Genomic DNA, 26,391 nt, shown 5'->3' with positions numbered 1-26,391 from the left:
AAATGGTGTTCTCGTGTTTACACTTACTTCTTCTGGATTATCTAGTTTTGAGAGAACGAAGTTTCAATTTTCTCTTGAAATAATCCAAAAAGACATTATAATAGGATATGTCTTGAACTTGTCTGGTGGCGATAGCGAGAAGGTCACACCCGTTCCCATCCCGAACACGGAAGTTAAGCTTCTCAGCGCCGATGGTAGTTGGGGGTCTCCCCCTGTGAGAGTAGGACGCCGCCGGGCGATTATTTTAATATTATTATTCCGCAGTAGCTCAGTGGTAGAGCAACGAGCAAAGCTGCTGGATTGGGCGCCGAGTTGTACCCATCGAGCTGCTAGCTGCTTAAGCTTACTGAGATGGGGACATTCGAAACAAAACTATGTTTAGGGTTGTATATTATTATTCCGCAGTAGCTCAGTGGTAGAGCAACGAGCAAAGCTGCTGGATTGGGCTCCGAGTTGTACCCATCGAGCTGCTACTTGCTTAAGCTTACTGAGATGGGGACATTCGAAACAAAACTATGTTTAGGGTTGTATATTATTATTCCGCAGTAGCTCAGTGGTAGAGCATTCGGCTGTTAACCGAACGGTCGCAGGTTCGAATCCTGCCTGCGGAGCCATTTTCTTAATGACTAATGATCTCATGAGTGAGTTACAGGAAAAATGCTTCCATAGCTCAGCAGGTAGAGCACTTCCATGGTAAGGAAGAGGTCAGCGGTTCGAGCCCGCTTGGGAGCTCTCTAGTAAATTGATAGAATACATAGACATAAAAAAGGGCCCGTTGGTCAAGCGGTTAAGACACCGCCCTTTCACGGCGGTAACACGGGTTCGAATCCCGTACGGGTCACCATATTTTTATTGTGGAGGATTAGCTCAGCTGGGAGAGCATCTGCCTTACAAGCAGAGGGTCGGCGGTTCGAGCCCGTCATCCTCCACCATATTGTCTTCAGCTTATAGACAGCCTGTAATGATAACTTCTATTGGACAATTAAATAGATATGCCGGTGTAGCTCAATTGGTAGAGCAACTGACTTGTAATCAGTAGGTTGGGGGTTCAAGTCCTCTTGCCGGCACCATTTTTTTAAACTAGTGGAGGGGTAGCGAAGTGGCTAAACGCGGCGGACTGTAAATCCGCTCCCTCCGGGTTCGGCGGTTCGAATCCGTCCCCCTCCACCATTCCAACTTCAAGTATACAAAAAATGGACAATCCAAAACTGTCCTTTTTATTTTGCAGAATCTTTAGCGCGATACACTTAAGGTTATAAAATATTGGGCTATAGCCAAGCGGTAAGGCAACGGACTTTGACTCCGTCATGCGTTGGTTCGAATCCAGCTAGCCCAGCCAAAGAGCCATTAGCTCAGTCGGTAGAGCATCTGACTTTTAATCAGAGGGTCGAAGGTTCGAGTCCTTCATGGCTCATCAAATCAAAGTAAAGGGATCCTGTTAACATTACAGGATTCCTTTTTCTATTTTAATTGCATTGATTCGACTTACAGGTATGTAACCTGATGAGAATCGATCACAAAATAATAATGACATTCGTGATTGCTCAAATTGATAAAACAGTATTCGGTATTTGCTTCAAACAATACTGAATCACCCTCTTTTAGAATATGGACATCATTTATTAGTTTGACGTTGATTTTGCTGCAATGGTTGTAGAGAAATAGACATTTGATCAATGCCTATTTATTAGTGATACAGTTAATATCCTTTTGTAAAATCAACTTTATTAATCGCCGGGTTTTCACCTTTTAGATAGTTTTGTAAGTTTGGAATGAAAATATCTTCGATTACCCGCTTCGTATAGTGTTCAGTTGATCCGGAAGTGTGGGGGGTAATCATCACGTTTTCCATCTCCCATAGCGGACTGTCGCTATCGAGCGGTTCGGTCTCAAATACGTCCAGACCGGCACCGGCGATTTCTCCAGTTTGAAGTGCTTGAACGAGTGCTGGTTCATCAACAATTTCACCACGGCCAATATTAATAAAAAAGGCAGACGGCTTCATTTCTTGAAATTGTTCCGCTCCAAATAGATGATGCGTTTCGCTTGTCAGCGGCAATGTTACAACAACATAGTCACAGCTTGGAAGAACGGCGTTTAATGCCCGGGGTGTGTACATTTCATCGACATAATCTTCATCTTTCCCTGAGTGGCGGACGCCGACTACCTTCATGCCGAATGCCTTGGCAATTTTGGCTGTTTCCTTGCCGATTGCGCCTACACCGATAATGCCGACAGTCTTCTCGTGCATTTCAAGGCTTAACCCGGAATGGTGCCATGTTTTTGAGAGTTGATTTCGGACATAAGTGTGAATCTTTCGTGTCAGTCCAAGCATTAATGCAAAAATGGTTTCTGAAATCGGAAAGGCGTGCACCCCGTTGGCGCTCGTTACGATCACTTTTTGGGACTCCAGTTCTTTTAACGGTAACGAATTTACGCCTGCACTCCATGTCTGCACCCAACGCAGCTTTGTATGTTCTTTTAGGCAATGCTCGGTTAATTCTTTTTTCCAGCCGACGATCACTTCAGCTTCATTTAAATGATCCTTCCAAACTGAAGAATCCTTTCCTATCAACACTTCCCACTCAGGAACCAGTTTCATGATTTTCTGGTGGTATCTGTTATCAATATCATGGACTATAATCAGTTTCCTTTTTTGCATGAACCCACCCCATTGCAACGTTTTTCTACTACCATTTTAACAGATTTTTCTTCCGGCAATCGCTGGAAAAGATTATGGCAATTCCGCAAGTTCGACATTAATCCACGAACGCATATATATACACAATCTTGTCGAGTTGAGTCATTTTTATGAAAGCGGTTAAAATATAGTAAAAACGGGGATGCAGGAGGGAACGGCATGAATAAAATTTCTATCATCGGTATGCCGATGGATTTAGGGCAAATGAGACGTGGTGTGGACATGGGTCCAAGTGCGATGAGGTATGCGGGGATCAATGAAAAACTGAAAAATTTAAATATTGAAGTGGATGATTTAGGTGATATTCCAGTCGGCAGGCCGGAAGTAGTGATCAGGCCGGATACGAATTTAAGAAATCTGGAATTAGTAGCTGAAAAAAACGAAAAGCTTGCTGCTGAGGTCGATAAAGTAATTGAAGCAGGATCCTTTCCGCTTGTGCTTGGCGGAGATCATAGTATCGCCATCGGTACGCTTGCCGGTGTTGCCAAACATTATGACAATCTCGGTGTGATTTGGTATGATGCCCATGGAGATTTAAATACCGGCGAAACTTCGCCATCCGGCAATATTCATGGCATGCCTCTCGCTGTCAGTCTCGGTATCGGGCATGAAATGTTGACTCAAATCGGCGGCTACAGTCCAAAAATCAAGGCGGAGAATATTGTTATCATTGGCGCAAGATCGCTTGATGAAGGAGAAAGAGCTCTTATTAAGGCAAATGGTATAAAAGTTTATACGATGCACGAAATTGACCGTCTCGGCATGACAAGGATCATGGAGGAAGCGATCGCCTATTTAAAAGACCGAACAGACGGTGTTCATCTCTCACTCGATTTAGATGGGCTTGACCCGGCGGATGCCCCAGGTGTCGGAACACCGGTTATTGGTGGAATTAGCTACCGGGAGAGCCATCTTGCCATGGAGATGCTTGAGGAAGCCAAACTCATCACCTCGGCTGAATTTGTAGAAGTAAATCCAATTCTTGATGATAAAAATAAAACCGCAACAGTCGCCGTTGCTTTAATGGGATCATTATTTGGTGAAAAATTGCTATAACAATAAAACAGCAGGCTGATTTAATCCCTGCTGTTTTATTTTTTCGCTGTTAATATATAATAACGATTTAATAGACGATCCAATTTAGTGCTGACCTCCAGCACTTTTCGATTTGAAAGTGAAGAATGGGCAGCCAGCTCAACCATCTCTTTCCTGCAGAATTCAATATCTCTTAGAAGCGTATGGGGACACATGACTAAACCTCTCTTTTCAATAAATACTTGCTTCTGTTATACCCCAAATTAAAGTTTTTAAAACACCATGGTAAATTTTTGTTAGTATTAAGGAGTGAGAAATTCTTATGAAAAATGTGAAACCTTTTTCGCTATCGATTCGTAATATCGTATAGCCGCATTGGAGCGGAGGCAAACCATAATGGAGACAATTGTAAAAAACAGGATCAATCAGGTTTTAAGAGGGGATCAAAATGCCTTTGGGGAAATTGTTGAGCTATACAAGGACAAGGTATTCCAACTTTGTTTCCGCATGCTCGGGAACCGGCATGAAGCGGAAGACATTGCACAGGAAGCGTTTATAAGAGCATATGTTAATATTAATACGTTTAAAATAGATCGGAAATTTTCAACCTGGCTGTATCGCATTGCCACGAATTTGTGCATCGACCGGATTCGCAAGAAAAAGCCGGATTACTATTTGGATGCCGAAGTAGCGGGTACAAATGGATTAAATATGTATTCGCAAATTGCTGCCGATACAAGCCTGCCTGAAGATGACCTCGAAAGCATGGAGCTTCAGGAAATGATCCAGGGAGAGATTTCAAAACTGCCGGAAAAATACCGTTCTGTGATCGTTCTAAAATATATAGAAGAATTGTCGCTCAATGAAATCAGCGAAATTTTGGATATGCCGCTCGGAACGGTGAAAACAAGAATCCATAGAGGGCGCGAAGCGTTGCGAAAGCAATTGCGCCATGTTTAGTCGAAAGGGTGAGAACTTTGAAATGTCCTGAAGAAATAATTGAATACATGCACGAATATTTAGATGACGAGATCTCAGCCGAACATCAACAGGAATTGAGAAAGCATCTCCACGATTGCATCGATTGCCAGACGCACTTTCATGAACTTAAAAAAGCGATTGCCTTAGTGCAAAGCACTTCACATATTCAAGCGCCATTAAATTTTACTGCCGATGTGATGGGCAGACTTCCGAAAGAAAACCGAAAAGTAGGAATTCAGCGCTGGTTTCGCCACCATCCGATCTTAACTGCTGCTTCGCTCTTTCTTGTCCTCATGATGGGTGGTGTCGTTTCTGCATGGAACGAGGAGGATCAGCAATTTTCTGTTTCAAAACAGCCGAACTTAATTGTCGAAAGTGATACAGTGATTGTCCCCAAGGGAGAAGTTGTTGAAGGCGATGTCACAGTCAAGAATGGCAACGTGAAAATCGAAGGTGAAGTGAAAGGCGATGTAACCGTGATTAATGGCGAAAATTATCTCGCATCTGCCGGGCATGTTTCGGGGGAAATAAAAGAAGTGAACGAAATGTTCGACTGGATTTGGTATCATATTAAAAAAACAGCAAAAGAAGCTGTCAATGTATTTGACGGAGAAGACAAGAAGCCGCTCGAGGAGAGCGGCTGATTTTATTTCTCGCCAGTATGTGTTTAGGGCAAAATAAGCCATATGCAGGTAGTTGGGCCAAAACAGCAATGTTCAGAGAGAGTAGTAAGTCTATTCAACGTGAATACTTGTTCACATTCAACCATATCAAAATTTGTGTTATAATATTAAAGTTACATATGAATATAAGCGGCTACCGCTTTTAGATTCTATAAATGGGGGAAATTACATGCCGTTTTATGATATACCGATATTAGAACTGCTTGCAAATACCCTGGACATTCTTCTTGTATGGTTTGTGATCTACAAGCTGATCAATGTCGTGAGGGGAACAAAAGCTGTCCAATTATTAAATGGAATTTTTGTTATTCTTCTTGGGAAGGTTATCAGCGATTTCTTGCATTTAAATACATTAAGCTGGTTGATGCAGCAGGTGATAGAATGGGGTTTTCTGGCGATTATTATCATCTTTCAGCCCGAGTTAAGAAGAGCCCTTGAGCAGCTTGGCCGAGGCAAGATTTTTGCGAAGAGCGGGATACCTGAAGAGGAAGAGCAGGAAAAAATGGTCGAGGCGATTATTCGAGCGACAGATTATATGGCAAAACGCCGCATCGGCGCTTTAATTTCCATTGAAAGAGAAACCGGCATGGGCGACTATATCGAAACAGGCATTCCGCTCCACGCAAAAGTTTCTTCGGAATTACTGATCAATATTTTTATCCCGAATACGCCGCTGCACGACGGAGCTGTGGTCATCCAGAGAAACAATGTCGCAGCAGCAGCCTGTTACTTGCCGTTATCGGAAAGCCCATTTATTTCAAAGGAACTGGGAACGCGGCACCGGGCCGCTCTAGGAATCAGTGAAGTCACCGACAGCATTACCGTCGTCGTTTCAGAGGAAACGGGAAATGTATCGTTAACGAAAAACGGCGATCTCCACCGTGATTTAACGAGCGATGCATTCCGTGAACTGCTTGAAAATGGATTGCTATCCAATAATAAAACAAAACAAGCTTCTTCAGCGCGCTGGAACTGGAGGGGAAACAAAAAATGATTGATAAGTTGATGGAAAATCATTGGTTTATGAAAGTGGTGGCCCTCGTCCTTGCGGTTCTGCTATTTTCCTCTGTCCCAACTCCGGAAGATGAAGGCGGATCAGAGGTAAACGTTCCAGGAGAAAACAATACCGAAACGATTGAAGATATTCCCGTTAAAAGTTATTATGATACAGAAAATCTGGTGGTATCAGGTGTCCCTGAAACGGTAAATGTGACGATTGAAGGCCCAAAACAGCTCGTCCAGCAAACTCGCACACTGAAGAACTTTGAAGTGCTTGTCGATTTATCAGAGGCCGAAATCGGCACCCAGACTGTGGAGCTGCTCGTTCGTGATATTTCAGACAAGCTTCAGGTAACGATTGAACCTGCGTACGCAGAAGTATCTGTTCAAGAGCGGGTTACTAGAGAATTTCCAGTAGAGGCGGAATTCAATCAATCGCTTCTTGAGGAAGGTTACATCTCCGAACAGCCGACAGTCGAACCGGACCGAGTGAAAATTACCGGGGCCAAGGACGTGATTGATCGAATTAGCTTTGTCAAAGCAACGATTGATGCCAGGGGTCCAATCGATCAGACGATTACAGAGAAGGCCAGCATCCGGGCGCTCGACCGTGAACTAAATAAACTGGATGTTATCGTTGAACCGGAGGCTGTTGAAGTCACGGTACCTGTCCGCAGCACAAGCAAAACAGTTCCTATTAATATTGTGCAAACGGGAACGCCCCCTGAAGGGATCACGATACAATCGATTACCCTTGACACAGATGAAGCCCGAATATTTGCGAGCCCAAATATTCTCGATCATACAGAAAACGTCAGGGTTGAAGTTGATGTTAGTGGAATCCGCAGTAATTCAACGATGACTTTGCCCGTAATTATTTCAGAAGGGATCACGAGTGTGAAACCGGCAACGGTAGAAGCTGCGATCCGGGTGACTGTTGCTAAACAAGAGGTAAGCGCTCCGGCAGATCCGCAGGCAAACAATGAAGAAAGACGGACCCTTCCGGATATTCCGATTAGGACACAGGGTCTGAACGAGAAATACAATATGGCCTTTTTAGATCCGGCATCGGCGGCAGTAAACTTGACAGTTATCGGTCCGAGAGACGCAGTTACACGCTTAACAGCCGGAGATTTTAATTTATTTATAGATGCATCAAACCTTGGTGAAGGAGAGCATCAATTGAACATCCAGATCAATGGGCCAAACAATGTGAAATGGGAACTGAGTAAAGCTGTAGCAACCGTTTCAATTTCTCAAAAGGAAGCTTAAAGAACAGTAATTATTCAATGAAGGAGAGATTTTTGAATGGGTAAATATTTCGGTACTGATGGAGTACGCGGAGTTGCAAATAGTGAATTGACACCGGAGCTTGCTTTTAAATTGGGACGTTTCGGCGGATATGTTCTAACAAAAGACAAGAACCGCCCGAAGGTCTTGATTGGACGCGATACTCGCATTTCCGGCCATATGCTCGAAGGCGCACTCGTAGCAGGTCTTTTATCGATCGGGGCAGAAGTCATGCGTTTAGGCGTAATTTCAACTCCTGGAGTGGCATATTTAACGAAAGCCCAGGGAGCCCAGGCGGGAGTGATGATCTCTGCCTCTCATAACCCGGTAGCTGACAATGGCATTAAGTTTTTTGGCCCGGATGGATTTAAGCTTTCCGATGAACAGGAGAACGAAATTGAGCAGCTGATGGACTTATCTGAAGATGAGCTTCCTCGTCCAATCGGTGAGGACCTTGGCCAAGTGAATGACTATTTTGAAGGAGGGCAAAAATACCTCCAATATTTAAAGCAATCGGTTGACGAGGATTTCTCCGGCATTCATATTGCGCTTGACTGTGCGCACGGAGCGACATCGTCTCTAGCCACCCATTTATTTGCCGATCTTGATGCGGACTTGTCCACAATGGGCGCATCTCCGAACGGCCTTAATATTAATGAAGGTGTCGGCTCAACCCATCCGGAAGCATTAGCCACTTTTTTGAAGGAAAAGGGAGCGGATATTGGCCTTTCATTTGATGGAGACGGTGATCGGCTCATCGCGATTGATGAAAACGGAAATATCGTTGACGGTGATCAGATCATGTACATATGCGCAAAGTACATGAAAGAAGAAGGACGATTGAAGCATGGAACGGTTGTCTCGACCGTCATGAGTAATCTTGGGTTTTACAAAGGGCTTGAGGCGCTTGGAATTAAGAGTGTACCAACCGCAGTCGGTGACCGTTATGTGGTCGAGGAAATGAAAAAGAACGGCTTTAATCTTGGCGGTGAACAATCAGGCCATATTATTTTCCTTGATTACAACACGACTGGTGACGGACTTTTAACAGGACTCCAGCTTGTGAACATTATGAAGGTAACGCAAAAGCCACTTTCCGAGCTTGCGGCTGGAATGAAAAAATTTCCGCAGGTGCTCGTCAATATCCGCGTAACGGACAAGCACCATGTAACCGAAAACGTGAAGGTGAAGGAAGTCATCGACCAGGTTGAAGCGGAAATGAATGGTGATGGCCGCATCCTCGTTCGCCCATCTGGAACAGAGCCGCTTGTACGGGTCATGGCAGAAGCGCCAACAGAAGAGCTTTGCCAGGCGTATGTCGATCGGATTGCAGAAGTGGTCAGAGCGGAAATGGGTTTAAAAGAAGAATAAGACAAAGGATATGCATGGGGGAACGAAAGAACTCCTTTATGCATATTTTTTTATAAGGAATATGAAGCGATTTGATCCGTGCCGCTAATTTCCTTTCGTTTTCGGTTGACGGATATCCCCGCCATGCGGTATGATAATCCTGTTTTTGTGAAAACAAAAATTATTTTTTAAAGAAAGGTGGGCAGTCAGGGGAAAACGGATTTCTAAAAGCGCCTGGACTAATCCGAACGGAAATGGATTAGTTGACGAGGAGGAGGTTTATCGAAGTTTCGGCGGATACCTCCCGGTTGATAGCACAACCGAAAATCCCTTCTTTAAATCATTAAGGCAACTTAATGGACAAAGGGAAGGGAATGCAAATAGACGCAAGGTCAGGGGAAAGGTTGTCTGACCTCATACTTCAATAAAAAAACAGAGATAAGGGGGCAAGTATGCTCCCAGCCTTCTTGCCCCCTTGTAATCAGGGAGGAACAGAAGTAAATGTGTGGAATTGTAGGTTATATCGGAAATAATGATTCAAAAGAGATTTTATTACGAGGTTTAGAAAAGCTTGAGTATAGAGGCTATGATTCAGCCGGAATCGCGATCATGAATGATAACGGCGTCCATGTTTTTAAAGAAAAAGGCCGGATTGCCGACTTGCGCAGCATTGTTGATCAAAGTGTCCAAGCTCATACAGGAATTGGACATACCCGCTGGGCAACCCATGGTGTTCCAAGCCAGCTGAATGCTCACCCGCACCAAAGCGCATCAAGCCGTTTCACGCTTGTGCACAATGGCGTTATCGAAAACTATGACCTCTTAAAGCGCGAATATTTGCAAGGAGTTACTTTGAAAAGTGATACTGATACAGAAGTGATTGTCCAGATCATTGAACTGTTCATGAATGATGGACTAACTGTAAAAGAAGCGTTCCGCAAAACGCTTTCGCTTTTAAAAGGATCTTACGCATTAGCCCTTTTAGATGAAGAGGACAACGAAACGATCTATGTTGCGAAAAATAAGAGCCCGCTTTTAGTAGGATTGGGTGATGACTTCAATGTTGTAGCCAGCGATGCGATGGCGATGCTTCAAGTAACTAATCAATTTGTCGAATTGATGGATAAAGAAATCGTGATTGTCAAAAAGGACGAAGTAACGATTGAGACACTAAGCGGTGATGTAATGACGCGTGCGCCTTTCACAGCTGAGCTTGATGCCAGTGATATTGAAAAAGGCACCTATCCGCACTACATGCTCAAAGAAATTGATGAGCAGCCGCTTGTGATCCGCAGGATTGTGCAAAAGTACCAGAACGAACAAGGTGCATTAACAATTGATCCAGAGATCATCAATGCAATGAATGAAACGGACCGCATCTATATTATCGCTGCCGGAACGTCTTACCATGCCGGTCTTGTTGGCAAGCAGTTCATTGAAAAAATTGCCAACGTGCCCGTTGAAGTTCATATTTCCAGCGAGTTCGGGTACAATATCCCGCTTCTATCTGAAAATCCTTTGTTCATTTTCATCTCACAGAGCGGTGAAACAGCGGACAGCCGTGCCGTCCTTGTCGAGATCAAAGAGATGGGCTACAAAGCTCTAACGATCACAAACGTTCCAGGCTCAACGCTTTCCCGTGAAGCGGATTACACATTGCTGCTCCATGCCGGACCGGAAATAGCGGTCGCTTCTACAAAAGCGTACACTGCCCAGTTAGCCGTATTGGCTATCCTGGCCGAGGTAACTGGCAAGAGCCGCGGTATTGATCTTGATTTCGACCTTGTACATGAGCTCGGCATTGCGGCAAATGCAATCGAAGTCCTTTGTGATTCAAAAGAAGAAATTGAAGCAATCGCCCGTGAGTATTTAGCAACGACTCGCAACGCCTTCTTTATCGGCCGCGGTATCGATTTTTACGTAGGCCTTGAAGGGGCACTAAAGCTAAAAGAAATCTCTTATATTCAAGCTGAAGGCTTTGCTGGCGGTGAACTGAAGCACGGAACGATCGCCCTGATCGAAAACGGCACACCAGTCATTGCCCTTGCAACCCAGGAGAGCGTGAACCTAAGCATCCGCGGCAACGTCAAAGAAGTCGCCGCCCGCGGCGCCAATCCGTGCATTATCTCCATGAAGGGACTCGAAATGGAAGAAGACCGCTTCGTCATCCCGGAAGTGCACAGCCTGTTAACACCTCTTATCTCTGTAATACCAATGCAGCTAATTGCTTATTACGCTGCCCTGCACCGCGAATGTGATGTTGATAAGCCACGTAATTTGGCTAAGAGTGTTACGGTGGAGTAAGGAAGGGTAGCTAATTTAATTGTTGTGTTAACGAATAATAAAGTTGTTTAAAAAATAATAAAGTCGTTTAAAAGATAATAAAGTTGTTTAAATATGGAAGTTCAACATCCGTTCGCTTATAATTAAAATAAGCGAACGGATGTTTTTTTATTTAAAGGAGAAAAGACATGAGTATTCAATATAATAATTATTCTAGTGTGACAGATTATATAGATAGAAATGCTGTTTATGCTTCTAATCAATCTCTTTATGCTAGTAAGCTAACTGTAATCAGAGGTGCCTTAATAGTAGGTTTAGCTCCTAAAGCGCATTTAAGACTTACCAAAGAATTAGTAGAATGGAAAATTTCAACCATGTTAGCTTTTATCGATACAAATTCTCCTTTTACTATTCAAAATGCAGATGAACTGGAAATGAGTGAGAGAGTTACAGTAGCATACTTTATTGGAATGGTTTTTGCTCAAATACATATGCAATCACAGTACAATGTAAGGCATATGGAACATTTGAAAAATCCGGGCATCACTCCTACATCTTTACCTGGAGATTTAAAAAATCCAGATCTTTGGGGACTTAACCATAGAACAGGAAATTCTTATTTAGTAGAGGCAAAAGGTTCTACAGTAAGAAAGGAGTATTTTAATAATCAAAATGTTAGAAAAGCAGATAGTCAGTTAAGAGCTATAACACAAATTGATTATACAGTTTCAGGAGTTACTTCGACTTATAATCAAGCAAGTTCAAACCTAGAAAAGCTCATAGTAGCAACACATCCAAATTCAAATGATGAAATGATGCAACATATTATCGATCCAACGGATGAAGAAGATAAGGTTGTTAAAGTTAGTGGGGATGAACTGGTTTATAAACATTATTCACAACTAGTAAAGCTTCTTGGTGGAGAAGAATATAAAATAATAGATTTAGAGGGTTTACCGAATTTTAAGTTTAGAACTATTGATTTCGATGCGTATAATTGTTCGATAGGTTTATTAGATGAGGTTTATCAAGTATTAAAATCGTTAGTTGTAAAAGAAGAGATAGTGCAAGAAGATTTGAGGGATATCAATAAAGAGGTAAGTTTAGTTTTAGATAGGTTTGAAAAAGTTCTTAATAATAATTTAGAAAATGAGCAATTTTCTGTTGGAATTGATGGAGTAATTGTACTAGCAAAAAGCTAAGGAGTGATTTCATGCCGAAACGTCAAACAGGTTGGACTGAAGCAAAAATCTCTCGGTATATCAAGGAAGGTAGAGGGCAAGGTGAACTTGCTCTTTACAAGCCTTGGCTAACAATTCAAGATGTACCATCAAGTGGACGAGTACATCGCTTTATAGGTTGGAAAACTTCACGTGAGCATCATTTATTATCAGATTTAGAGTTTAACTATTTATGCTTTTGTGATTGGGCAGACAATGTAGTTGATATTCGTGAGCAATTTCCTTTAGATCGAGAGGTAACTTTACAGGTGGCAGACGATTTAGGTATAAAACATCCTACCGATTTCAAAACAAATACGCCTATTGTAATGACTACAGATTTTTTCCTAACAGTACGTGAAGGCTCTTCGATCGTTTATAATGCTAGAACTCTTAAGCTAGAAAAAGACCTTAATGACGATAGAGTTATCGAAAAATTCGAAATAGAGAAGTGTTATTGGGAGAGACAAGGGATTGATTGGGCAATAGTAACGGATAAGGAACTGCCACAAACTTTACTTAGTAATTTAAAGTTTTTACGAGATGCATATTTTGATGATGAAGGTGAAAAAATAGATTTATTGATGAAAGAATGGTCCGGTTTCAAAGGTGCTTTACTTGAAAATTTACAAACGTTCGATGAAAAATACAACTTTGAAATGGGTACAGCAATTAGTTTATATAAACATGCCTTAGCAAAGAAGTTATTAAAAGTTGGTATGAACAAAAAAATCGATTTAAAGGAAAATGTCGGTAACATCTTACTTATGAGTTACTCTGATGTTAACAAGAGGTGGGCTTAATGAATTTTTATGTGAATGAAATCTTACAAGACTGTCAGCAAGAATGTTTATATAGAATTCTTTGGCTAGATTCAGGCAATTCAATTATGTATATTTTAGAGCTTAACAACCCAAAAGCATTTCCTGAAAAAAAGTTAGTTTCTGATATGGTAGATTTAATCATTATTGGAGATTGGAGAAAGATTATCGATAACTCCTACGGCATCATCGTATCTAATGAATATGAAAGTAAGCATTATGAAGCGAGAGATACTGCATGGGCAGTTATTCAAGATATTGTAAAAGAAGAGCCGGCTATTTATGAAAAGTCTTTTCGAACAAAGTTAATAAAAGAAGTGCAAGAGAAGCATGATGTAACATATCCAACCGTCCGCAAATATTTATATAAATATTGGTCTAGAGGAAAATCGATAGATGCCTTATTGCCAGACTATAAAAATTCCGGTGCAAAAGGGAAAGAACGAAAAGTTGGAAAAACGAAGCGAGGTAGACCTCCTGTTTATGGAGTTAAGGGCATAAATGTAGATGATGCAACAAAGAAGATTTTTAGATTAGCAATTGAAAAATACTACCTAACTTCTAAGCAAAATAGTTTAACAGCAGCATATAAGTTTATGCTGAAAGAGTTTTATGCAGAGAACATATATTATGAAAACGGTGTTGTGAAGGTACTGTTAAAGGACGAGGATGCTATCCCGACTCTTACACAATTCAAATATTGGTATCAGAAGGACTATAATGCGCCAGAAATATTAACAGCGAGAAAAGGTGAAAAACGTTTTAATAAAGATCATCGCGCGGTATTAAATATATCTTTATCAGAAGTATTTGGACCGGGATCTCGTTATCAAATTGATGCAACAATTGCGGATGTTTACTTAGTTTCAGAAGTAAATCGTAATTGGATTATTGGACGCCCCGTTGTTTATTTAGTAATTGATGTTTTTAGCAGAATGGTAGTCGGTATGTATGTAGGATTAGAGGGTCCGTCATGGGCTGGAGCTATGATGGCATTAACAAATGTTGTTGCTGATAAAAAGACGTACTGTGCAGAGTATGGTATTGAAATAAATGAAGATGATTGGCCAAACCGTCATCTACCAGAAATTTTGTTAGCAGATAAAGGTGAATTTGAAGGATACAATGTTGAAAGACTGGTGAAAGCATTTAATTTACATGTTGAAAATGCAGCTTCATATCGAGCAGATTGGAAAGGAATAGTTGAAAAGCAGTTCGATTTAATTCAAAAGAAAGTTAAACCATTACTCCCTGGCTATATTGACGTGGATTTTCAAGAACGTGGAGCAAAGGATTATCGTTTAGATGCAAAACTTACGTTGAAAGAATTTACACAAATTTTAATTAAGCAAATTCTACAATACAACACGAAACACTATTTAAAGACATATATGAGAGATAGAGATTTAGTAGCCGATAATGTGCAACCTATTCCTGTTGAACTGTGGCGCTGGGGCATTCAAAATCGTACAGGAAAGCTACGAGTTTTTTCTGAAGAACTAGTGAAACTACAGTTATTACCGAGAGGTAAAGCAACTGTAAATCATAAAGTATTCAGTTTAAAGGGATTTCTTATAGCTGTGATAAAGCGCTAAAAGAAAGTTGGTTTGAAAACGCACGAATGAAAGGATCATGGAAAGTAGAACTTGCTTATGATCCGAGAAATATGAGCTATGTTTATGTGATAGATGATTCAATAGGATATTTTGAAGAATGTTATATGTTAGAGCTTTCTAGAAGATATGAAGGGTTAAGTATAGATGAAATAACATATTGGAGACAACAAGAAAAACGAATTGAGCAAGGGCAAAATCATAATCAACTTCAAAAGGAAGTTGATTATATTGCCGATGTTGAAGCGATTATTAAACAAGCAGAAAAAGCGAAAAAAGCTCAACAGGATATAACATTAAGTAAAGCTGAACAAGTAGGAGCTATTCGAGATAATCGAAAAGCAGAGAAAGATAGACAACGCAAAGTTGAATCTAAACCGATTGTTGAAAAACAAGTAAAAAATACAGAAGTCATTCCATTTCCTCAAACCGTTGCTGAAACAGACTTTAAGCGACCTAATGTGCGAGAATTTTTAAAGCGTAGAAAGGAAGATAAAGATGAATGAGCAATCGAACTTCCGAAATATCACGCCAGCTGTATATAAAGAACAAGAAGTAATTGATTTCAGAGGTAATCCATTAATTGAAGCATTGCCACCTATTCTTTCACCTGAAGAAGCGTATGAAAACCTAAGCTATTATCCACCATATGAGGAACATGAAATAAATTTACCAACACATATACGTTATCATGCAATTCCTCGTATTAATAAATTTTTTCAGCCAATTATGCAGCACTTAGATTTAGAACAACGATTGTCAAGATTACTTCGTCATGGATATGTTAGTTGAAATCCTAGACTGCCAGATTACAATCGCGCACTAAATGGCTCTCAAGATATTCGTTCAACAGCGTCGAGCATGACATTAATGGGCTTCTCAGGTATTGGTAAAACAACAGCTATAGAACGTATTTTGTCGCTTTATCCGCAAGTAATACTACATGAACATCCATTAAATTTAATGCAAGTTGTATGGATTAAGCTTAATTGTCCACATGATGGTTCACTAAAATCATTGTGCTTAGATTTCTTTTTAAAAATGGATCATCTAATTGGGACGAATTATTATGAGAAATTTGGCAGTCGCCGAAATTCAATTAGCTCTATGGTAACTAGAATGGGGCAAATTGCTAGACTACATTGTATTGGAGCAATCATCATTGATGAAATTCAGCATTTATTAGCTACAAGGGATAATAATTCAGAGAAGATGATGAACTTCTTCGTTACATTAATTAATGAGGTTGGTGTACCTGTAATACTTATTGGAACTATGAGAGCAAAAGCTGTATTACAGCAAGATTTCCGTCAAGCACGCAGGGGTAGTGGACAAGGTGATATGGTGTGGCAGCAAATGAACAAGGATGACGATTGGGATTTATTGATTGAAAGTTTATGGGAGTATCAATGGATTCAAAATCGTACTGAATTGACGGAGGAATTAAATCAAACTTTGTACGATGAAAGCCAAGGAATAGTAGATATTGCGGTGAAATTATTTGCATTAGCGCAGGGCAGAGTTATTGAAACAGGCGCAGAGATTATTACGTCAGCAGCTATTCGACAAGTAGCAAAAGATGATTTAAAGCTTGTACAGCCGATGTTGAAGGCTTTAAGAAATGGTCGAACATCAGAATTAGAGAAATACGCTGATATTATGCCAATGGATATTGAAGAATATTTAGTACTGCGGCAATCGAACATCGATTTAAGGGCAACTATTCAGAAGAAAAAAGAGCTACAGGCCCAAAAACGTCAAGAAAAGCAATCAACTCATGTGGAAACTATTATGAGTTCATTAATCGCATTAGGAATCGATGTTGAGATAGCGCAAAAAGCAGCTACGAAGACCATAAACGAACATGGAGATAGAGACTTACCTTTCCAAATGAAGTTGGCTATTACTTTAGCAGAAGAGTTAAATACTCCAAAAGAAAAAGGAACGAAAAAACAAAATGGAACGTTATTAAAAATTGTAGAACAGGCAAAGAAAAATAAACAGTCGAATTATGAAGCATTAAAGGAAGCCGGTTATATAAAGTCTCCTTTGGATGAATTTGCAATGTGGGAGGCAGGAATCATGCTTAGTTATTTTCCGGAACTTTATCCAGATGAATTATTGTATAGTTGGTTTGCTCGTTATCATGATCATTCGAGCAACGAAAGTCCAAAGCAAACAATGCAAGAGTTATTTGGAAATATGAGTACGGTCGCTGTAGTAGATTTGCCTAACAATTTAAGTGTGTTCTACGAAAATATAGCACATTTTAATCCACCAAAGATAAATGATTTGATTAGACATCATACTATGTATAGTTATTACACATTTTTTCAAACAAACGCTATGAAACGAAGAGCGATAGATTATATAAAGCATGGTGGCAAGCCTGGAGCAATTCATATGTTTCTAGGCATTGCTGCATCCACGATAAAAGAGTGGCAGTATCTTCGCTTTTGCTCCAGTTGTATAAAGCAAGACATAGAAAAGTATGGTGAAGCTTATTGGCATGTAAGTCACCAATTACCGAAAGTACATTACTGTCATTTACATCAAGAATTACTTCACAATTCAAATATAGAATTTCGCACTCCGCATAAACATGAGTTTATTTCAGCTGAAAGAGCTGATTTATCATCACCACATTTAATTAAGTTATATTCACCTAAGACTGAACAACATTTGAAGAGGCTTTCAGAGGAAAGCATTAATTTAATAAACCGTATAGAAACTACAGAAACAAAGAATTATCAGCTATTTATAAGTATTTAATGCAAATAAATGGTTATGCTAATTATTTAGGGAAAGTACATCAGCAATATTTTACGCAACAATTCAAAGGATATTACGGTAAAGAATTTCTAACATTAGTAGACTGTGATTTTGACGAACATTCAGATACGTCGTGGCTAAGAAGTATAGTTAGAAAACACCGTAAAGTATTTCATCCTTTACAACACTTGTTGTTATTAAGCTTTTTAAACGTATCAGTTAAAGATTTAGATCAATTTAAAGGTAAGCAATATAAACCTTTTGGACAAGCACCGTATTACTGTTTAAACCCTGCGGCAGGCCATTATAAAAACCGCGTTATAGAAGATGTAACTATTACGACTTGTACGGATACAAGAAGGCCTGTCGGAACATTAAGTTGCAAATGCGGATTTGTTTATTCACGTCGTGGACCAAATATAGACGAAAATGACGTTTTTAGGATAGGCAGAATCAAGGTGTTTGGTGATATATGGCTAGCGAAATTAAAAGAATTAGTTGCTAGTGGATTGAGTTATTACGTATCGAACAAATTTTAGATTGTGATTATGCAACGGTGAAAAAGTATGCAAATAAACAAAAGGTGAATCAATTAGAACAAAATTCATCAGTTTCTATTATTAAAAGCCAGAAGGAAAAGGGTTGGATTAGTCTTTTAAAAAGATATCCCAACTTAACAATTACACAGCTAAGAAAAGAAGCTCCGGCATTATATGCTTGGCACTACCGAAACAATAGAGAATGGTTGAAAGAACATTCTCCCAAAGCACCTACAAAATCAATTATAAATAAACGAGTAGATTGGGAGAAACGAGATTTAGAAGTATTAGATCAGGTGAAGCGAGTTGTTGAAGAATTATATGCCATTGAAAAGCCAGTGTATGTAAATAAAAGTAGAATAGGAAAAACCATTGGGCAATTGTCATTAATAGAAAAGCTATTAGATAAATTACCAAAAACAAAAGCTTATCTTGAAAAAAAATTAGAAACGCGTGAGCAATATCAAATTCGTCGTATTAAATGGGCTTGTAAGAAACTTTATTTAGATAATCAGGAACAGATAGTAGAATGGAAAGTTCGGCGTTTAGCGGGGTTTAGAGATTCTGTAAGTGTACAAGTTGAAAATGCACTAAGCAATGAAATTAGATTTTATCAGCAAGGGGAAATGCGGATTGAAACTAAGACCATGGACATTTGATAAAGATAAAGAAGTTGTTTTGAAATGGATAGGTGACGCAAAAATAACTGACGAACAATGGCGAATTAGAACAGGTTTTGAAGTTAATAACCGAATTGAAATATTAGAGTTTCCGATTGCAGCTCTGCCATTATTGAAGGTAGGAACATTTTATAAAGATGGTGAAATATTAGAGTCTAGTACGACAGGGATTATTTATGATGTGAAAATTCCTAAGTTAAATCATTGTAAGATTGTTAACGCCTTAGACGCGTGTAAAGATGTTGGTCATTATTTATATGCCAATCCAGAATTAATGAGCCAAGTTGTATTTGAATTCACTGTGGAAGGTAAAACATATTACCTTCCGCAATTTGAATTTATTCGGGCTGTGTTTGCTGTTAATAGACTGACAACTAATGCAATGATGCAACCGAATGGATTGGAGTTATTGGTTGAAAATCTGAGGTTAATTAATCAGCAAGCTTATTTAGAACTAGCGGAAGAGATTCCTAATAACATTGTAAAAGATGAGAACTTTATTCGTTACTTTGCGTGGTTATATTTTAGCCCAGAAATTAAAGCCTCTTTTGAATCAATTTATATGCTACTTACACTTAAACAAAGTAAAAAAGAGTATTTGAAGTTAGAAGTAAAACTGCCAGAAATCGATAACACCTATATTCAATTTAGAGGAATACAAAAAGGTAATAAGGTTTTGATTTTGCAGTGGTTAGGCTCTGATATGGAAGGAACAACCTTTACAGATATAGAAGTTAAACATAAGGCATTTAAGAAAAAAATACCTGCCCTAGGCAAACGTAAATATCGAAAATCATTCAAGCAAGATGCGATTGAAAATATATTAAATGATAATCCTACTGAACGTTCAAAGCAGGATGCAAATCAACAAGTTCAGGATCTGCAAAGTACGCAATTCCAATTTAAAAATCTTGCAAACGTACATAAAGTGTATGGTGATAATCACGAAGTGAATCAAGGTGATATTTATATATCAAATCAAGGACAAGGTGGAGGTATTCAAAAGCAGCAACAAGAAATGGGGCTAGATGTATCAATCTATGGAGGAAAGATTCAGCCAATTGATTTTAAAACGTTAGAAGTTACGAAGGATATTAGAGGGCAAGGCTTGGAGAAGTTTATTAAGATGATTCAATTGTTAGCTCAAGATACTCACAAATATCAAGTAGCAATGAGTTTTGTATATTTGCCATTAGGGAGAAAGTTTTCATTTTTAGCAGATGGGACAAGAAGAATTTGTTGCTTGGTATATATACAAAATAAGTTGACTAGTAAGGAGCTTTATGTGTTTGAAGTTGCAACAATTGATGGTAAAACTTTATCCACATTGATTGTGGATTTTACTATCAAGAAAAATAAAGAGTTTCATATTTCAAAGATTATTAAAGAACTTGTTCTTAATAGCGGTAGTTGGAAAACTAAAGACTTATCAAAATCAAATTTTAAAAGGTTAAAACATTTAAAACAAGATTTATACGAATGGAAAATAAGATTAGAGTCAAATCTTCAATAGAGGAGATAAACGATGATTGTAGTGAATATTTTCGGAGAGATTAAACCCATTGTAATCTCAAAAAAACTAGGGATTACGCTATCTAATCTTCCTCAAGATTGGAAAGAAGGGTTAATAGAAACTTTGGAGGAAGAAATTCATCATAGAGAATATGACGTTAAGAAATATAACCACGATTTTGCGAATATTGAACCATACAATGCTAAAAAAATTGTTGAGCATAAAAACTTTTCAGGAATATTAGCTCTAAGAAGTAAAGATTATTTGAAAGAAATAGGAAACAATTTAATTTGCATAAGTGTTGAGGACTTTGAAAATTCAATGCTTCAAAAAAAGAATTCTTATATTGATAGTCCTACTTGCGAAATAGAGTTTTCCGAAAAGTTAATATGCCTATATGAATTTATGATTAGACACGACAGTAATAAAAGAAATTGGTCACCGATAACATGTATGTATTCATCGGAAAGAAGTTTATTCGAAAGTACTAATGTATTTAGAATCCTAAATGCAGAAATAGGTTTCGATATTAAAATTGATCCAATTACTTATAATCAAAGAAAGATTGATAGCCTTAAAGATTTTGGTGGAGTATTAGATTTATTCCTTGAAAATGCAATAAATTTCCGTATGTTAGATTATATTCTGACTGCTATAGCAAATGATAATAGTTACAATGCATATCATCTTTTCAAAAATTACGCTTTAATTGAAATGATTTTAGGAAAAGAGGATTTGGATGATTCGAGCAAATTCGATGAGAAACTAGCAACATTTGTAAAGTTAGATAGGTATCAAAATAATGAAAAAGAAATACAATTTGCAAAAATAATTCGGCAAATTCGTAACAAAATAGCACATGGAGATTTTATTGGCTTGCAACGGAAATTAGAAGACTATGCTGCCTATTTTATGAAAAATTATCACTTCGATTATTTTGAATATAGTAGAGAAAATTGGATATATCTATATATTTGTTGTGAACTAGATAAAATATTGGCAAATATTCTTTGGGAATTATTTTCTAAGTATATTTCTATAAATCAGCACGAGTAAATTTATGCAGGAACATTTAAAGTTAGGGGGGGAATTTTTGATGAATAATTCAAAAGAACAGAGTAACCCAATTTCAACAGGCGGCGGTGGTGTAAACTTTGAAAATAAAGTTCAAGCATTATTTTTAATATCAATGCTTAGTAAAAGTTACATGCCATTTTTACCTAATATAGAAATAGAAAAAATTAAATTACAAGGTAAATATGATGGATATGACACAGACGACTTTATTGTTTTTGGAAAGAATCTTTCCACTCATAAAGAGCAAAAAATATTAGGACAAATAAAGAATTTTATAAGTATCAGTGCATCAAATGATGTTTTTAAGGAAGTTATTCAAGCTGCTTGGAATGATTTTAATAATAAGAGTTTATTTAATAAAGATGAAGATACGATTGTATTAGTTACAGGTCCATTAAGTAAAACAGATATTAAAAATACTAGAGTTATTTTAGAATGGGCAAGATGTTCAGAAAATGAAACTGAATTTATTGATAAAGTTAATAAGCCTAAATTTAGTAGTAAAGAAAAGCAAGATAAACTGAATGCCTTTAAGATCCAATTAAAGCAAGCAAATAATAATCAAGATATAGATGATAAGGAATTGTGGGAGTTTTTATGTTCTTTCCATGTTATTGGGTATGATTTAGATATTGAAAATAGTCGTGATTTAAGCATGGTACAATCTTTTTTATCTGTATGTGGAATAGAGAATCCTATTGAAGTTTGGAATATCACTTTGGATTATATTAGAACCAATAATCAAAATGCTGGAACAATTACCCTTGATAGGATTCCAGATTACTTAATGGAGCCTTTTCAAAAGAGTTTTACAAGATATTGGACAAGCGATTTGAGGAAATTAGAGGATCATAGTCAATTTATTATCTCTTCTATAAAAAATAACATAGGTGGATATAGTATTAGCCGACAAAATGATGTAGATACATTAATTGAAATGTGCAATCAACATAAATTTATTTATATTACTGGTGAAAGAGGAAGTGGGAAATCCAGTTTTTTAAAAGAGTTTATACAAAATGTAGAAAAAAGTATACCGATATATTGTTTTAGAATTGAAGATTTTAATCAACCTCATCTTAATCAAGTTTTTACATCAATAGGATTACAAAGTTCTATTCAAGATATAGCTTTATGTCTTAGTTTAACTCCTAAAAAGTATTTAATTATAGAGTCAATTGAAAAATTATTAGAGTTAGAAAATATTCAAGCATTTGTTGATTTACTTCAATTTCTTAAATCTACAGGAGATTGGACAGTAATTTGCACAGGAAGAAACTATGCCTATCAAGAAATATGTTTTAATTTTTTACAGCCATTTGAACTGGATTATAATTCTTTAATAATTAAAGAATTTGATTATCAACAGTTAGAGGACATTACTACTAATATTAAAGTTTTAGAACCTCTTATAAAAAATAATAATCTTAAAACTCTTATGAGAAACCCTTTTATGTTGGAACTTGGCTATAGATTAATGTTTTTCAATACGGAAATTAATCTCGATACGACGGAAGAAGAGTTTCAAAATTACGTTTGGAAATATGTAATATCTAATGAGAATGAACGAGCTAATGGTATGCCGTTAAAAAGGAAAGAGTCTTTTATAAATATCGCATTACAAAGAGCCAGAGAAATGTCCTTCGGCGTTTCCGTAGAAAAATATGATCCAGAAGTTATTTATAAGTTAGAAGAAGATAGTTTAATTATGAGAGATGGAAAAAATGATTTAGTGAGTCCTTTACATGATGTGTTAGAAGATTGGGCTTTAACTTATTTTATTGAAAAAAAATATAACGAGCAGGATGAAGTAAAAAAATTCATTGAAGCAATAGGAGAAACACCGGCTATTAGCAGGGCATTTAGATTATGGTTGCAGCAAAAAATAAGATTTGGAATAGATATGTCAAATTTTATTAAATGTTCTCTTAAGGAATCTGATATTTCACAAAGATGGAAAGATGAAATATTTACAGCATCACTATTATCCGATTATGCAGATACTATATTAAATAAATTAAGAACAGAATCAATGAGTAATGAATGTAATTTATTAAAGAAAGCATGCTTTATTTTAAGAGTTGCTTGTATGACCCCAAGCGAAGATACTAATCAATCTGAAGGGATTTCTAATGTATTATTTTTAAAACCATATGGTTTTGGTTGGGTAGCTTTGTTCAATTTTATTTATGAAAATAGAAATCAAATTATGGATGATATATTAATAGAACTTATTCAGACATTAAAAGCGTGGGGAAATATCCTACATATAGATGAGGAACGAACTGATGCAAGAATTGTAGGTTTACTTTGTTTGGAAATATTAGAAAAAATTAAGGATAGCTATAACTATCAAAAAGAGAAGGAAGAAATTATAAGCTTAATCTTACGTCTATCATATAGTATAAAAAGTGAACTATCAGATTTAATAGATAAAATAATTAATGACTCAGAGAGCTATAGATTTGAAGATGAACTTTTAGAAATGGCACTAATAGGCATAGAATCTATTAGTATGTGTAAATATATGCCTAATGAAGTGATTAAGTTAACGTATCATTCAATATTTACTAACGAAGAAAAGGAAAATGCTAGATATGGTAGATACTTTAGAAGTATTGAAGTAGAAGATTGTTTTGGTATTGAACATTATGGTGTAGCTTATAAATTCTCACCTCCTAGTGGAATAAAAGGTCCGTTTTCATATCTTTTAAAATCGTACTATAAAAAAGGGTTAGATTTTATATTAGATATAGTTAATAAGTCTTCGGAAAAATATGCATATACTAATTTAGAGAGTAGAAATTACAATGAGAGTCTTCAAAAAACAGATGAAATTTTAATACCTATACTAGAAATAGAACTTAATGATAATGAGAAGGTTAAACAATATACTTCTAGTCTTCTATGGTGTGCGTATAGAGGAATGGGAAATTTTCCAGATGTAATTCAATCTGCTTTAATGGCGTTAGAAAACTGGATAATTTCATATGTTCGATATGGAACAGAAACCGATATCAAATGGATTTATGAATATATTCTAAAAAACAGTAATTCTGTAGCAACTACATCGATTTTAGCTGGTGTAGCGATGGGATATCCAGAGAAATGCGGAAAATTTGTTTTACCGATATTAAATGTATTAGAATTTTATAATCTTGATATTGAAAGATATGTTAATGAATCGTATTCTTTGAATTTACACAATCCATTTATAGATAGACATCCTTTAGTAAAATTATTTCACAATGAAAGAAACACTTCTAATAAATTCGATTGGCGTAAAGAAAAATTAGAGGATTTGTTAATAAAATTACAATTTACAGAATTACAAGAAAAGGTATTTTCGATTATAGATGAGTTTAAAAAAAGACAAAATTTAAGTGTTGATGAAAGGTTCTTAATAAACAGAGTTGATACTAGGAGTTGGGAAGCAGAATTCGATAAAGAAAATAATCAAGTTATTTTAACTTCTACTATTAAAGAACCTGATTTAGAAGCAATCCGTGCAAGTAATGAAGAGAAGTTGCAATTACAATCTAGACTAAATCGTTTAATGATATGGACAAACGATAAACTAAATAAAGATGAACAAACTAATGAAGATATATTTAAAGATTCAACAGAGTTAGTAAAAGAAATAAAAGATTTAATAGAAGTAATGCAATCTTCAAATGAATCAATTATTAGTTTATATGTAGCAAGTATTATTAAGGCTTGTTCTATTTGTTTAACTGAGTTTTATTCAGATTTAAACCAGCAAGAATTGGAACTAATAGAGGGAATAGTATATGAATGCGCTATGCAAAATATAGATAATATTCATATCATTAATGATAAAGTCGATCTAACAGGTGAAGTAGTAGCAATTCAATCTTTAGTAAAGTTATATTGGAAGATTGAGGATGAAGAAGATAAAGAAGCTATCCGAAAAATAATTGTTATAGGTCTAACCCATCCGAATAGATTGATAAGAGTTGAAGTTGCTAAGTTATTAAAAGAGTTTCAAGGGAAAGATGAAGAACTTTATAAAAAATGTTTGATTTGCATGATAGACTACTCGCAAATTAATAAAAAATATTATCGTTCATCAGATGAAATATATCTTGCAGCATTACATGATTTACGGGGAAATGCTCTTTTATCAAAAGAGGATATAATAGAAAAGTTAGATAGAATAGAGATAGATTCTTATGATATTGATGAAATCTTAAATATGATTTACGCAATTGATAGCAATTTAAAATCATTAATTTCCATCAAATTTCTTGTTAGATCATTTGATTTATTAATAACTATAGAAAATAAAAATTATGAATTTAGACATCGAGAGAAGTTAAGACTAGATATTGATACAAAGTATGATTATTTAAAACGACTAGCTGAAATTATATCTATAAATACACAGGAGAATATTGGAATACTTAAAGTTTTATTTATTGAAAGCTGTAAAAAAGCGCCAGAGTTAATGAATAGTTTGTTTACAAATTTAGAGTACATCTGTGAGAAAAATAACTTATTAGAAATTTATTGGTTTACATGGAGATTAGTTTCTGTAACAGTAAAAGATATCGCATGTTCAACTGATGGTGATGATATTTATAATGACAAAATAAGTGATTATAAGAAATTAATTAGAGGAATGCTACATGCAGACGTTCCTTGGCAAAAACTAGATTATGAAAACATGAATATATTAAAAGGAAAACAAGATATTTTATCATTTGTTGAGCAAGCAGGTGGAAATCCAGATGTTTATGAGAGTCTAAGTTTGTAAACGAGCACATTATTTCAGGCTCTATTTTTCACTTTAATCCCGAAAAAAATCTGAAAT

The 26,391-nt window shown here is 36.9% G+C and carries 20 protein-coding genes, 8 tRNA genes and 1 rRNA gene; 27 read left to right on the top strand and 2 right to left on the bottom strand.

Annotation, left to right across the window (positions count from 1 at the left end):
- Nucleotides 1–121 precede the first annotated feature (121 nt).
- The 9 genes from rrf (at nucleotide 122) to CU635_RS19715 (ending at nucleotide 1,414) form a co-directional block, all read left to right on the top strand.
- Nucleotides 122–237 (top strand): 5S ribosomal RNA (gene rrf, locus CU635_RS19755).
- Between the two features lie 302 nt (nucleotides 238–539).
- A tRNA-Asn gene (locus CU635_RS19750) sits at nucleotides 540–614 on the top strand.
- Between the two features lie 45 nt (nucleotides 615–659).
- Nucleotides 660–732: transfer RNA gene (locus CU635_RS19745), tRNA-Thr, on the top strand.
- 37 nt (nucleotides 733–769) lie between these two features.
- Nucleotides 770–844, top strand: a tRNA-Glu gene (locus CU635_RS19740).
- 12 nt (nucleotides 845–856) lie between these two features.
- A tRNA-Val gene (locus CU635_RS19735) sits at nucleotides 857–932 on the top strand.
- A 62-nt stretch (nucleotides 933–994) separates the two neighbouring features.
- Nucleotides 995–1,070, top strand: a tRNA-Thr gene (locus CU635_RS19730).
- Nucleotides 1,071–1,085: 15 nt separating this feature from the next.
- Nucleotides 1,086–1,170, top strand: a tRNA-Tyr gene (locus CU635_RS19725).
- 94 nt (nucleotides 1,171–1,264) lie between these two features.
- Nucleotides 1,265–1,339: transfer RNA gene (locus CU635_RS19720), tRNA-Gln, on the top strand.
- A 2-nt stretch (nucleotides 1,340–1,341) separates the two neighbouring features.
- Nucleotides 1,342–1,414, top strand: a tRNA-Lys gene (locus tag CU635_RS19715).
- Between the two features lie 285 nt (nucleotides 1,415–1,699).
- On the opposite strand, the gene CU635_RS19710 is transcribed toward CU635_RS19715, so the two are convergent.
- The gene (locus CU635_RS19710) at nucleotides 1,700–2,662 is read right to left on the bottom strand and encodes a D-2-hydroxyacid dehydrogenase (protein ID WP_101579091.1); all 963 of its coding nucleotides are present in this window, start codon (nucleotides 2,660–2,662) and stop codon (nucleotides 1,700–1,702) included.
- Between the two features lie 198 nt (nucleotides 2,663–2,860).
- On the opposite strand from CU635_RS19710, the gene rocF reads away from it, so the two are divergent.
- On the top strand, nucleotides 2,861–3,757 hold the full coding sequence (rocF, locus tag CU635_RS19705; RefSeq protein ID WP_101579090.1) for an arginase: 897 nt from the start codon (nucleotides 2,861–2,863) through the stop codon (nucleotides 3,755–3,757).
- Between the two features lie 35 nt (nucleotides 3,758–3,792).
- On the opposite strand, the gene CU635_RS19700 is transcribed toward rocF, so the two are convergent.
- Nucleotides 3,793–3,951, bottom strand: a complete 159-nt coding sequence (locus tag CU635_RS19700; RefSeq protein WP_101579089.1) for an aspartyl-phosphate phosphatase Spo0E family protein — start codon at nucleotides 3,949–3,951, stop codon at nucleotides 3,793–3,795.
- 181 nt (nucleotides 3,952–4,132) lie between these two features.
- Here CU635_RS19700 and sigW point away from each other — a divergent pair, with 181 nt between their 5' ends.
- The 17 genes from sigW (at nucleotide 4,133) to CU635_RS19625 (ending at nucleotide 26,334) form a co-directional block, all read left to right on the top strand.
- Nucleotides 4,133–4,696 carry an RNA polymerase sigma factor SigW gene (gene sigW, locus CU635_RS19695; protein WP_101579088.1) on the top strand — a complete coding sequence of 188 codons (564 nt, stop codon included), beginning with the start codon at nucleotides 4,133–4,135 and terminating at the stop codon, nucleotides 4,694–4,696.
- Between the two features lie 17 nt (nucleotides 4,697–4,713).
- Nucleotides 4,714–5,361: an anti-sigma factor family protein gene (locus CU635_RS19690; protein ID WP_101579087.1), complete on the top strand. Its 648-nt coding sequence runs from the start codon at nucleotides 4,714–4,716 to the stop codon at nucleotides 5,359–5,361.
- 208 nt (nucleotides 5,362–5,569) lie between these two features.
- Nucleotides 5,570–6,394: a diadenylate cyclase CdaA gene (gene cdaA, locus CU635_RS19685; RefSeq protein WP_101579086.1), complete on the top strand. Its 825-nt coding sequence runs from the start codon at nucleotides 5,570–5,572 to the stop codon at nucleotides 6,392–6,394.
- Entirely contained in the window at nucleotides 6,391–7,671 is a 1,281-nt protein-coding gene (locus CU635_RS19680; protein ID WP_101579085.1) for a CdaR family protein, read from the top strand. Before cdaA ends, CU635_RS19680 begins: the two co-directional genes overlap by 4 nt.
- Before the next feature lie 36 nt (nucleotides 7,672–7,707).
- Nucleotides 7,708–9,060 (top strand): phosphoglucosamine mutase, encoded by a 1,353-nt coding sequence (gene glmM / locus CU635_RS19675; RefSeq protein ID WP_101579084.1) that lies wholly within the window; start codon nucleotides 7,708–7,710, stop codon nucleotides 9,058–9,060.
- A 480-nt stretch (nucleotides 9,061–9,540) separates the two neighbouring features.
- Nucleotides 9,541–11,343, top strand: coding sequence for a glutamine--fructose-6-phosphate transaminase (isomerizing) (gene glmS / locus CU635_RS19670; RefSeq protein WP_101579083.1), 1,803 nt, complete (start codon nucleotides 9,541–9,543; stop codon nucleotides 11,341–11,343).
- A 167-nt stretch (nucleotides 11,344–11,510) separates the two neighbouring features.
- Nucleotides 11,511–12,524 carry a hypothetical protein gene (locus CU635_RS19665; protein ID WP_101579082.1) on the top strand — a complete coding sequence of 338 codons (1,014 nt, stop codon included), beginning with the start codon at nucleotides 11,511–11,513 and terminating at the stop codon, nucleotides 12,522–12,524.
- An 11-nt stretch (nucleotides 12,525–12,535) separates the two neighbouring features.
- Nucleotides 12,536–13,345, top strand: coding sequence for a TnsA endonuclease N-terminal domain-containing protein (locus tag CU635_RS19660; RefSeq protein ID WP_101579081.1), 810 nt, complete (start codon nucleotides 12,536–12,538; stop codon nucleotides 13,343–13,345).
- Nucleotides 13,345–14,958 carry a DDE-type integrase/transposase/recombinase gene (locus tag CU635_RS19655; protein WP_245917540.1) on the top strand — a complete coding sequence of 538 codons (1,614 nt, stop codon included), beginning with the start codon at nucleotides 13,345–13,347 and terminating at the stop codon, nucleotides 14,956–14,958. Before CU635_RS19660 ends, CU635_RS19655 begins: the two co-directional genes overlap by 1 nt.
- Nucleotides 14,916–15,482: a Mu transposase C-terminal domain-containing protein gene (locus tag CU635_RS23965; RefSeq protein WP_308303550.1), complete on the top strand. Its 567-nt coding sequence runs from the start codon at nucleotides 14,916–14,918 to the stop codon at nucleotides 15,480–15,482. Before CU635_RS19655 ends, CU635_RS23965 begins: the two co-directional genes overlap by 43 nt.
- A complete protein-coding gene (locus CU635_RS24255; protein ID WP_308303548.1) occupies nucleotides 15,475–15,768 on the top strand; it encodes a hypothetical protein in 294 nt (97 codons plus the stop codon). Before CU635_RS23965 ends, CU635_RS24255 begins: the two co-directional genes overlap by 8 nt.
- Nucleotides 15,769–15,777: 9 nt before the next feature.
- Nucleotides 15,778–17,748 (top strand): TniQ family protein, encoded by a 1,971-nt coding sequence (locus CU635_RS24250; RefSeq protein ID WP_308303549.1) that lies wholly within the window; start codon nucleotides 15,778–15,780, stop codon nucleotides 17,746–17,748.
- Entirely contained in the window at nucleotides 17,748–18,287 is a 540-nt protein-coding gene (locus CU635_RS24150) for a TnsD family Tn7-like transposition protein (protein WP_257985669.1), read from the top strand. The genes CU635_RS24250 and CU635_RS24150 overlap by 1 nt, the downstream gene beginning before the upstream one ends.
- A gap of 17 nt (nucleotides 18,288–18,304) precedes the next feature.
- Nucleotides 18,305–18,946: a TnsD family Tn7-like transposition protein gene (locus CU635_RS24145; protein ID WP_180956641.1), complete on the top strand. Its 642-nt coding sequence runs from the start codon at nucleotides 18,305–18,307 to the stop codon at nucleotides 18,944–18,946.
- Nucleotides 18,921–20,480, top strand: a complete 1,560-nt coding sequence (locus CU635_RS19635) for a Tn7-like element transposition protein TnsE (RefSeq protein WP_101579078.1) — start codon at nucleotides 18,921–18,923, stop codon at nucleotides 20,478–20,480. Before CU635_RS24145 ends, CU635_RS19635 begins: the two co-directional genes overlap by 26 nt.
- Before the next feature lie 12 nt (nucleotides 20,481–20,492).
- Entirely contained in the window at nucleotides 20,493–21,536 is a 1,044-nt protein-coding gene (locus CU635_RS19630; RefSeq protein WP_101579077.1) for a hypothetical protein, read from the top strand.
- Between the two features lie 40 nt (nucleotides 21,537–21,576).
- Nucleotides 21,577–26,334, top strand: a complete 4,758-nt coding sequence (locus CU635_RS19625; RefSeq protein WP_101579076.1) for an ATP-binding protein — start codon at nucleotides 21,577–21,579, stop codon at nucleotides 26,332–26,334.
- The last annotated feature ends 57 nt before the right edge of the window (nucleotides 26,335–26,391 follow it).

This window comes from Bacillus canaveralius (genome assembly GCF_002860125.1).
Classification (GTDB): domain Bacteria; phylum Bacillota; class Bacilli; order Bacillales; family Cytobacillaceae; genus Bacillus_BJ; species Bacillus_BJ canaveralius.
The sequence above is the reverse complement of the archived record's forward strand: the minus strand, read 5'-3'. Positions and strand labels throughout refer to the sequence as shown.

Excerpts from the sequence above, each read along its gene's own strand:
- CU635_RS19710 (WP_101579091.1), bottom strand. The coding sequence starts at position 2,662 with ATGCAAAAAAGGAAACTGATTATAGTCCATGATATTGATAACAGATAC.
- rocF (WP_101579090.1), top strand. The coding sequence starts at position 2,861 with ATGAATAAAATTTCTATCATCGGTATGCCGATGGATTTAGGGCAAATG.
- CU635_RS19700 (WP_101579089.1), bottom strand. The coding sequence starts at position 3,951 with ATGTGTCCCCATACGCTTCTAAGAGATATTGAATTCTGCAGGAAAGAG.
- sigW (WP_101579088.1), top strand. The coding sequence starts at position 4,133 with ATGGAGACAATTGTAAAAAACAGGATCAATCAGGTTTTAAGAGGGGAT.
- cdaA (WP_101579086.1), top strand. The coding sequence starts at position 5,570 with ATGCCGTTTTATGATATACCGATATTAGAACTGCTTGCAAATACCCTG.
- CU635_RS19680 (WP_101579085.1), top strand. The coding sequence starts at position 6,391 with ATGATTGATAAGTTGATGGAAAATCATTGGTTTATGAAAGTGGTGGCC.
- glmM (WP_101579084.1), top strand. The coding sequence starts at position 7,708 with ATGGGTAAATATTTCGGTACTGATGGAGTACGCGGAGTTGCAAATAGT.
- glmS (WP_101579083.1), top strand. The coding sequence starts at position 9,541 with ATGTGTGGAATTGTAGGTTATATCGGAAATAATGATTCAAAAGAGATT.
- CU635_RS19665 (WP_101579082.1), top strand. The coding sequence starts at position 11,511 with ATGAGTATTCAATATAATAATTATTCTAGTGTGACAGATTATATAGAT.
- CU635_RS19660 (WP_101579081.1), top strand. The coding sequence starts at position 12,536 with ATGCCGAAACGTCAAACAGGTTGGACTGAAGCAAAAATCTCTCGGTAT.
- CU635_RS19655 (WP_245917540.1), top strand. The coding sequence starts at position 13,345 with ATGAATTTTTATGTGAATGAAATCTTACAAGACTGTCAGCAAGAATGT.
- CU635_RS24255 (WP_308303548.1), top strand. The coding sequence starts at position 15,475 with ATGAATGAGCAATCGAACTTCCGAAATATCACGCCAGCTGTATATAAA.
- CU635_RS24150 (WP_257985669.1), top strand. The coding sequence starts at position 17,748 with ATGCAAATAAATGGTTATGCTAATTATTTAGGGAAAGTACATCAGCAA.
- CU635_RS19630 (WP_101579077.1), top strand. The coding sequence starts at position 20,493 with ATGATTGTAGTGAATATTTTCGGAGAGATTAAACCCATTGTAATCTCA.
- CU635_RS19625 (WP_101579076.1), top strand. The coding sequence starts at position 21,577 with ATGAATAATTCAAAAGAACAGAGTAACCCAATTTCAACAGGCGGCGGT.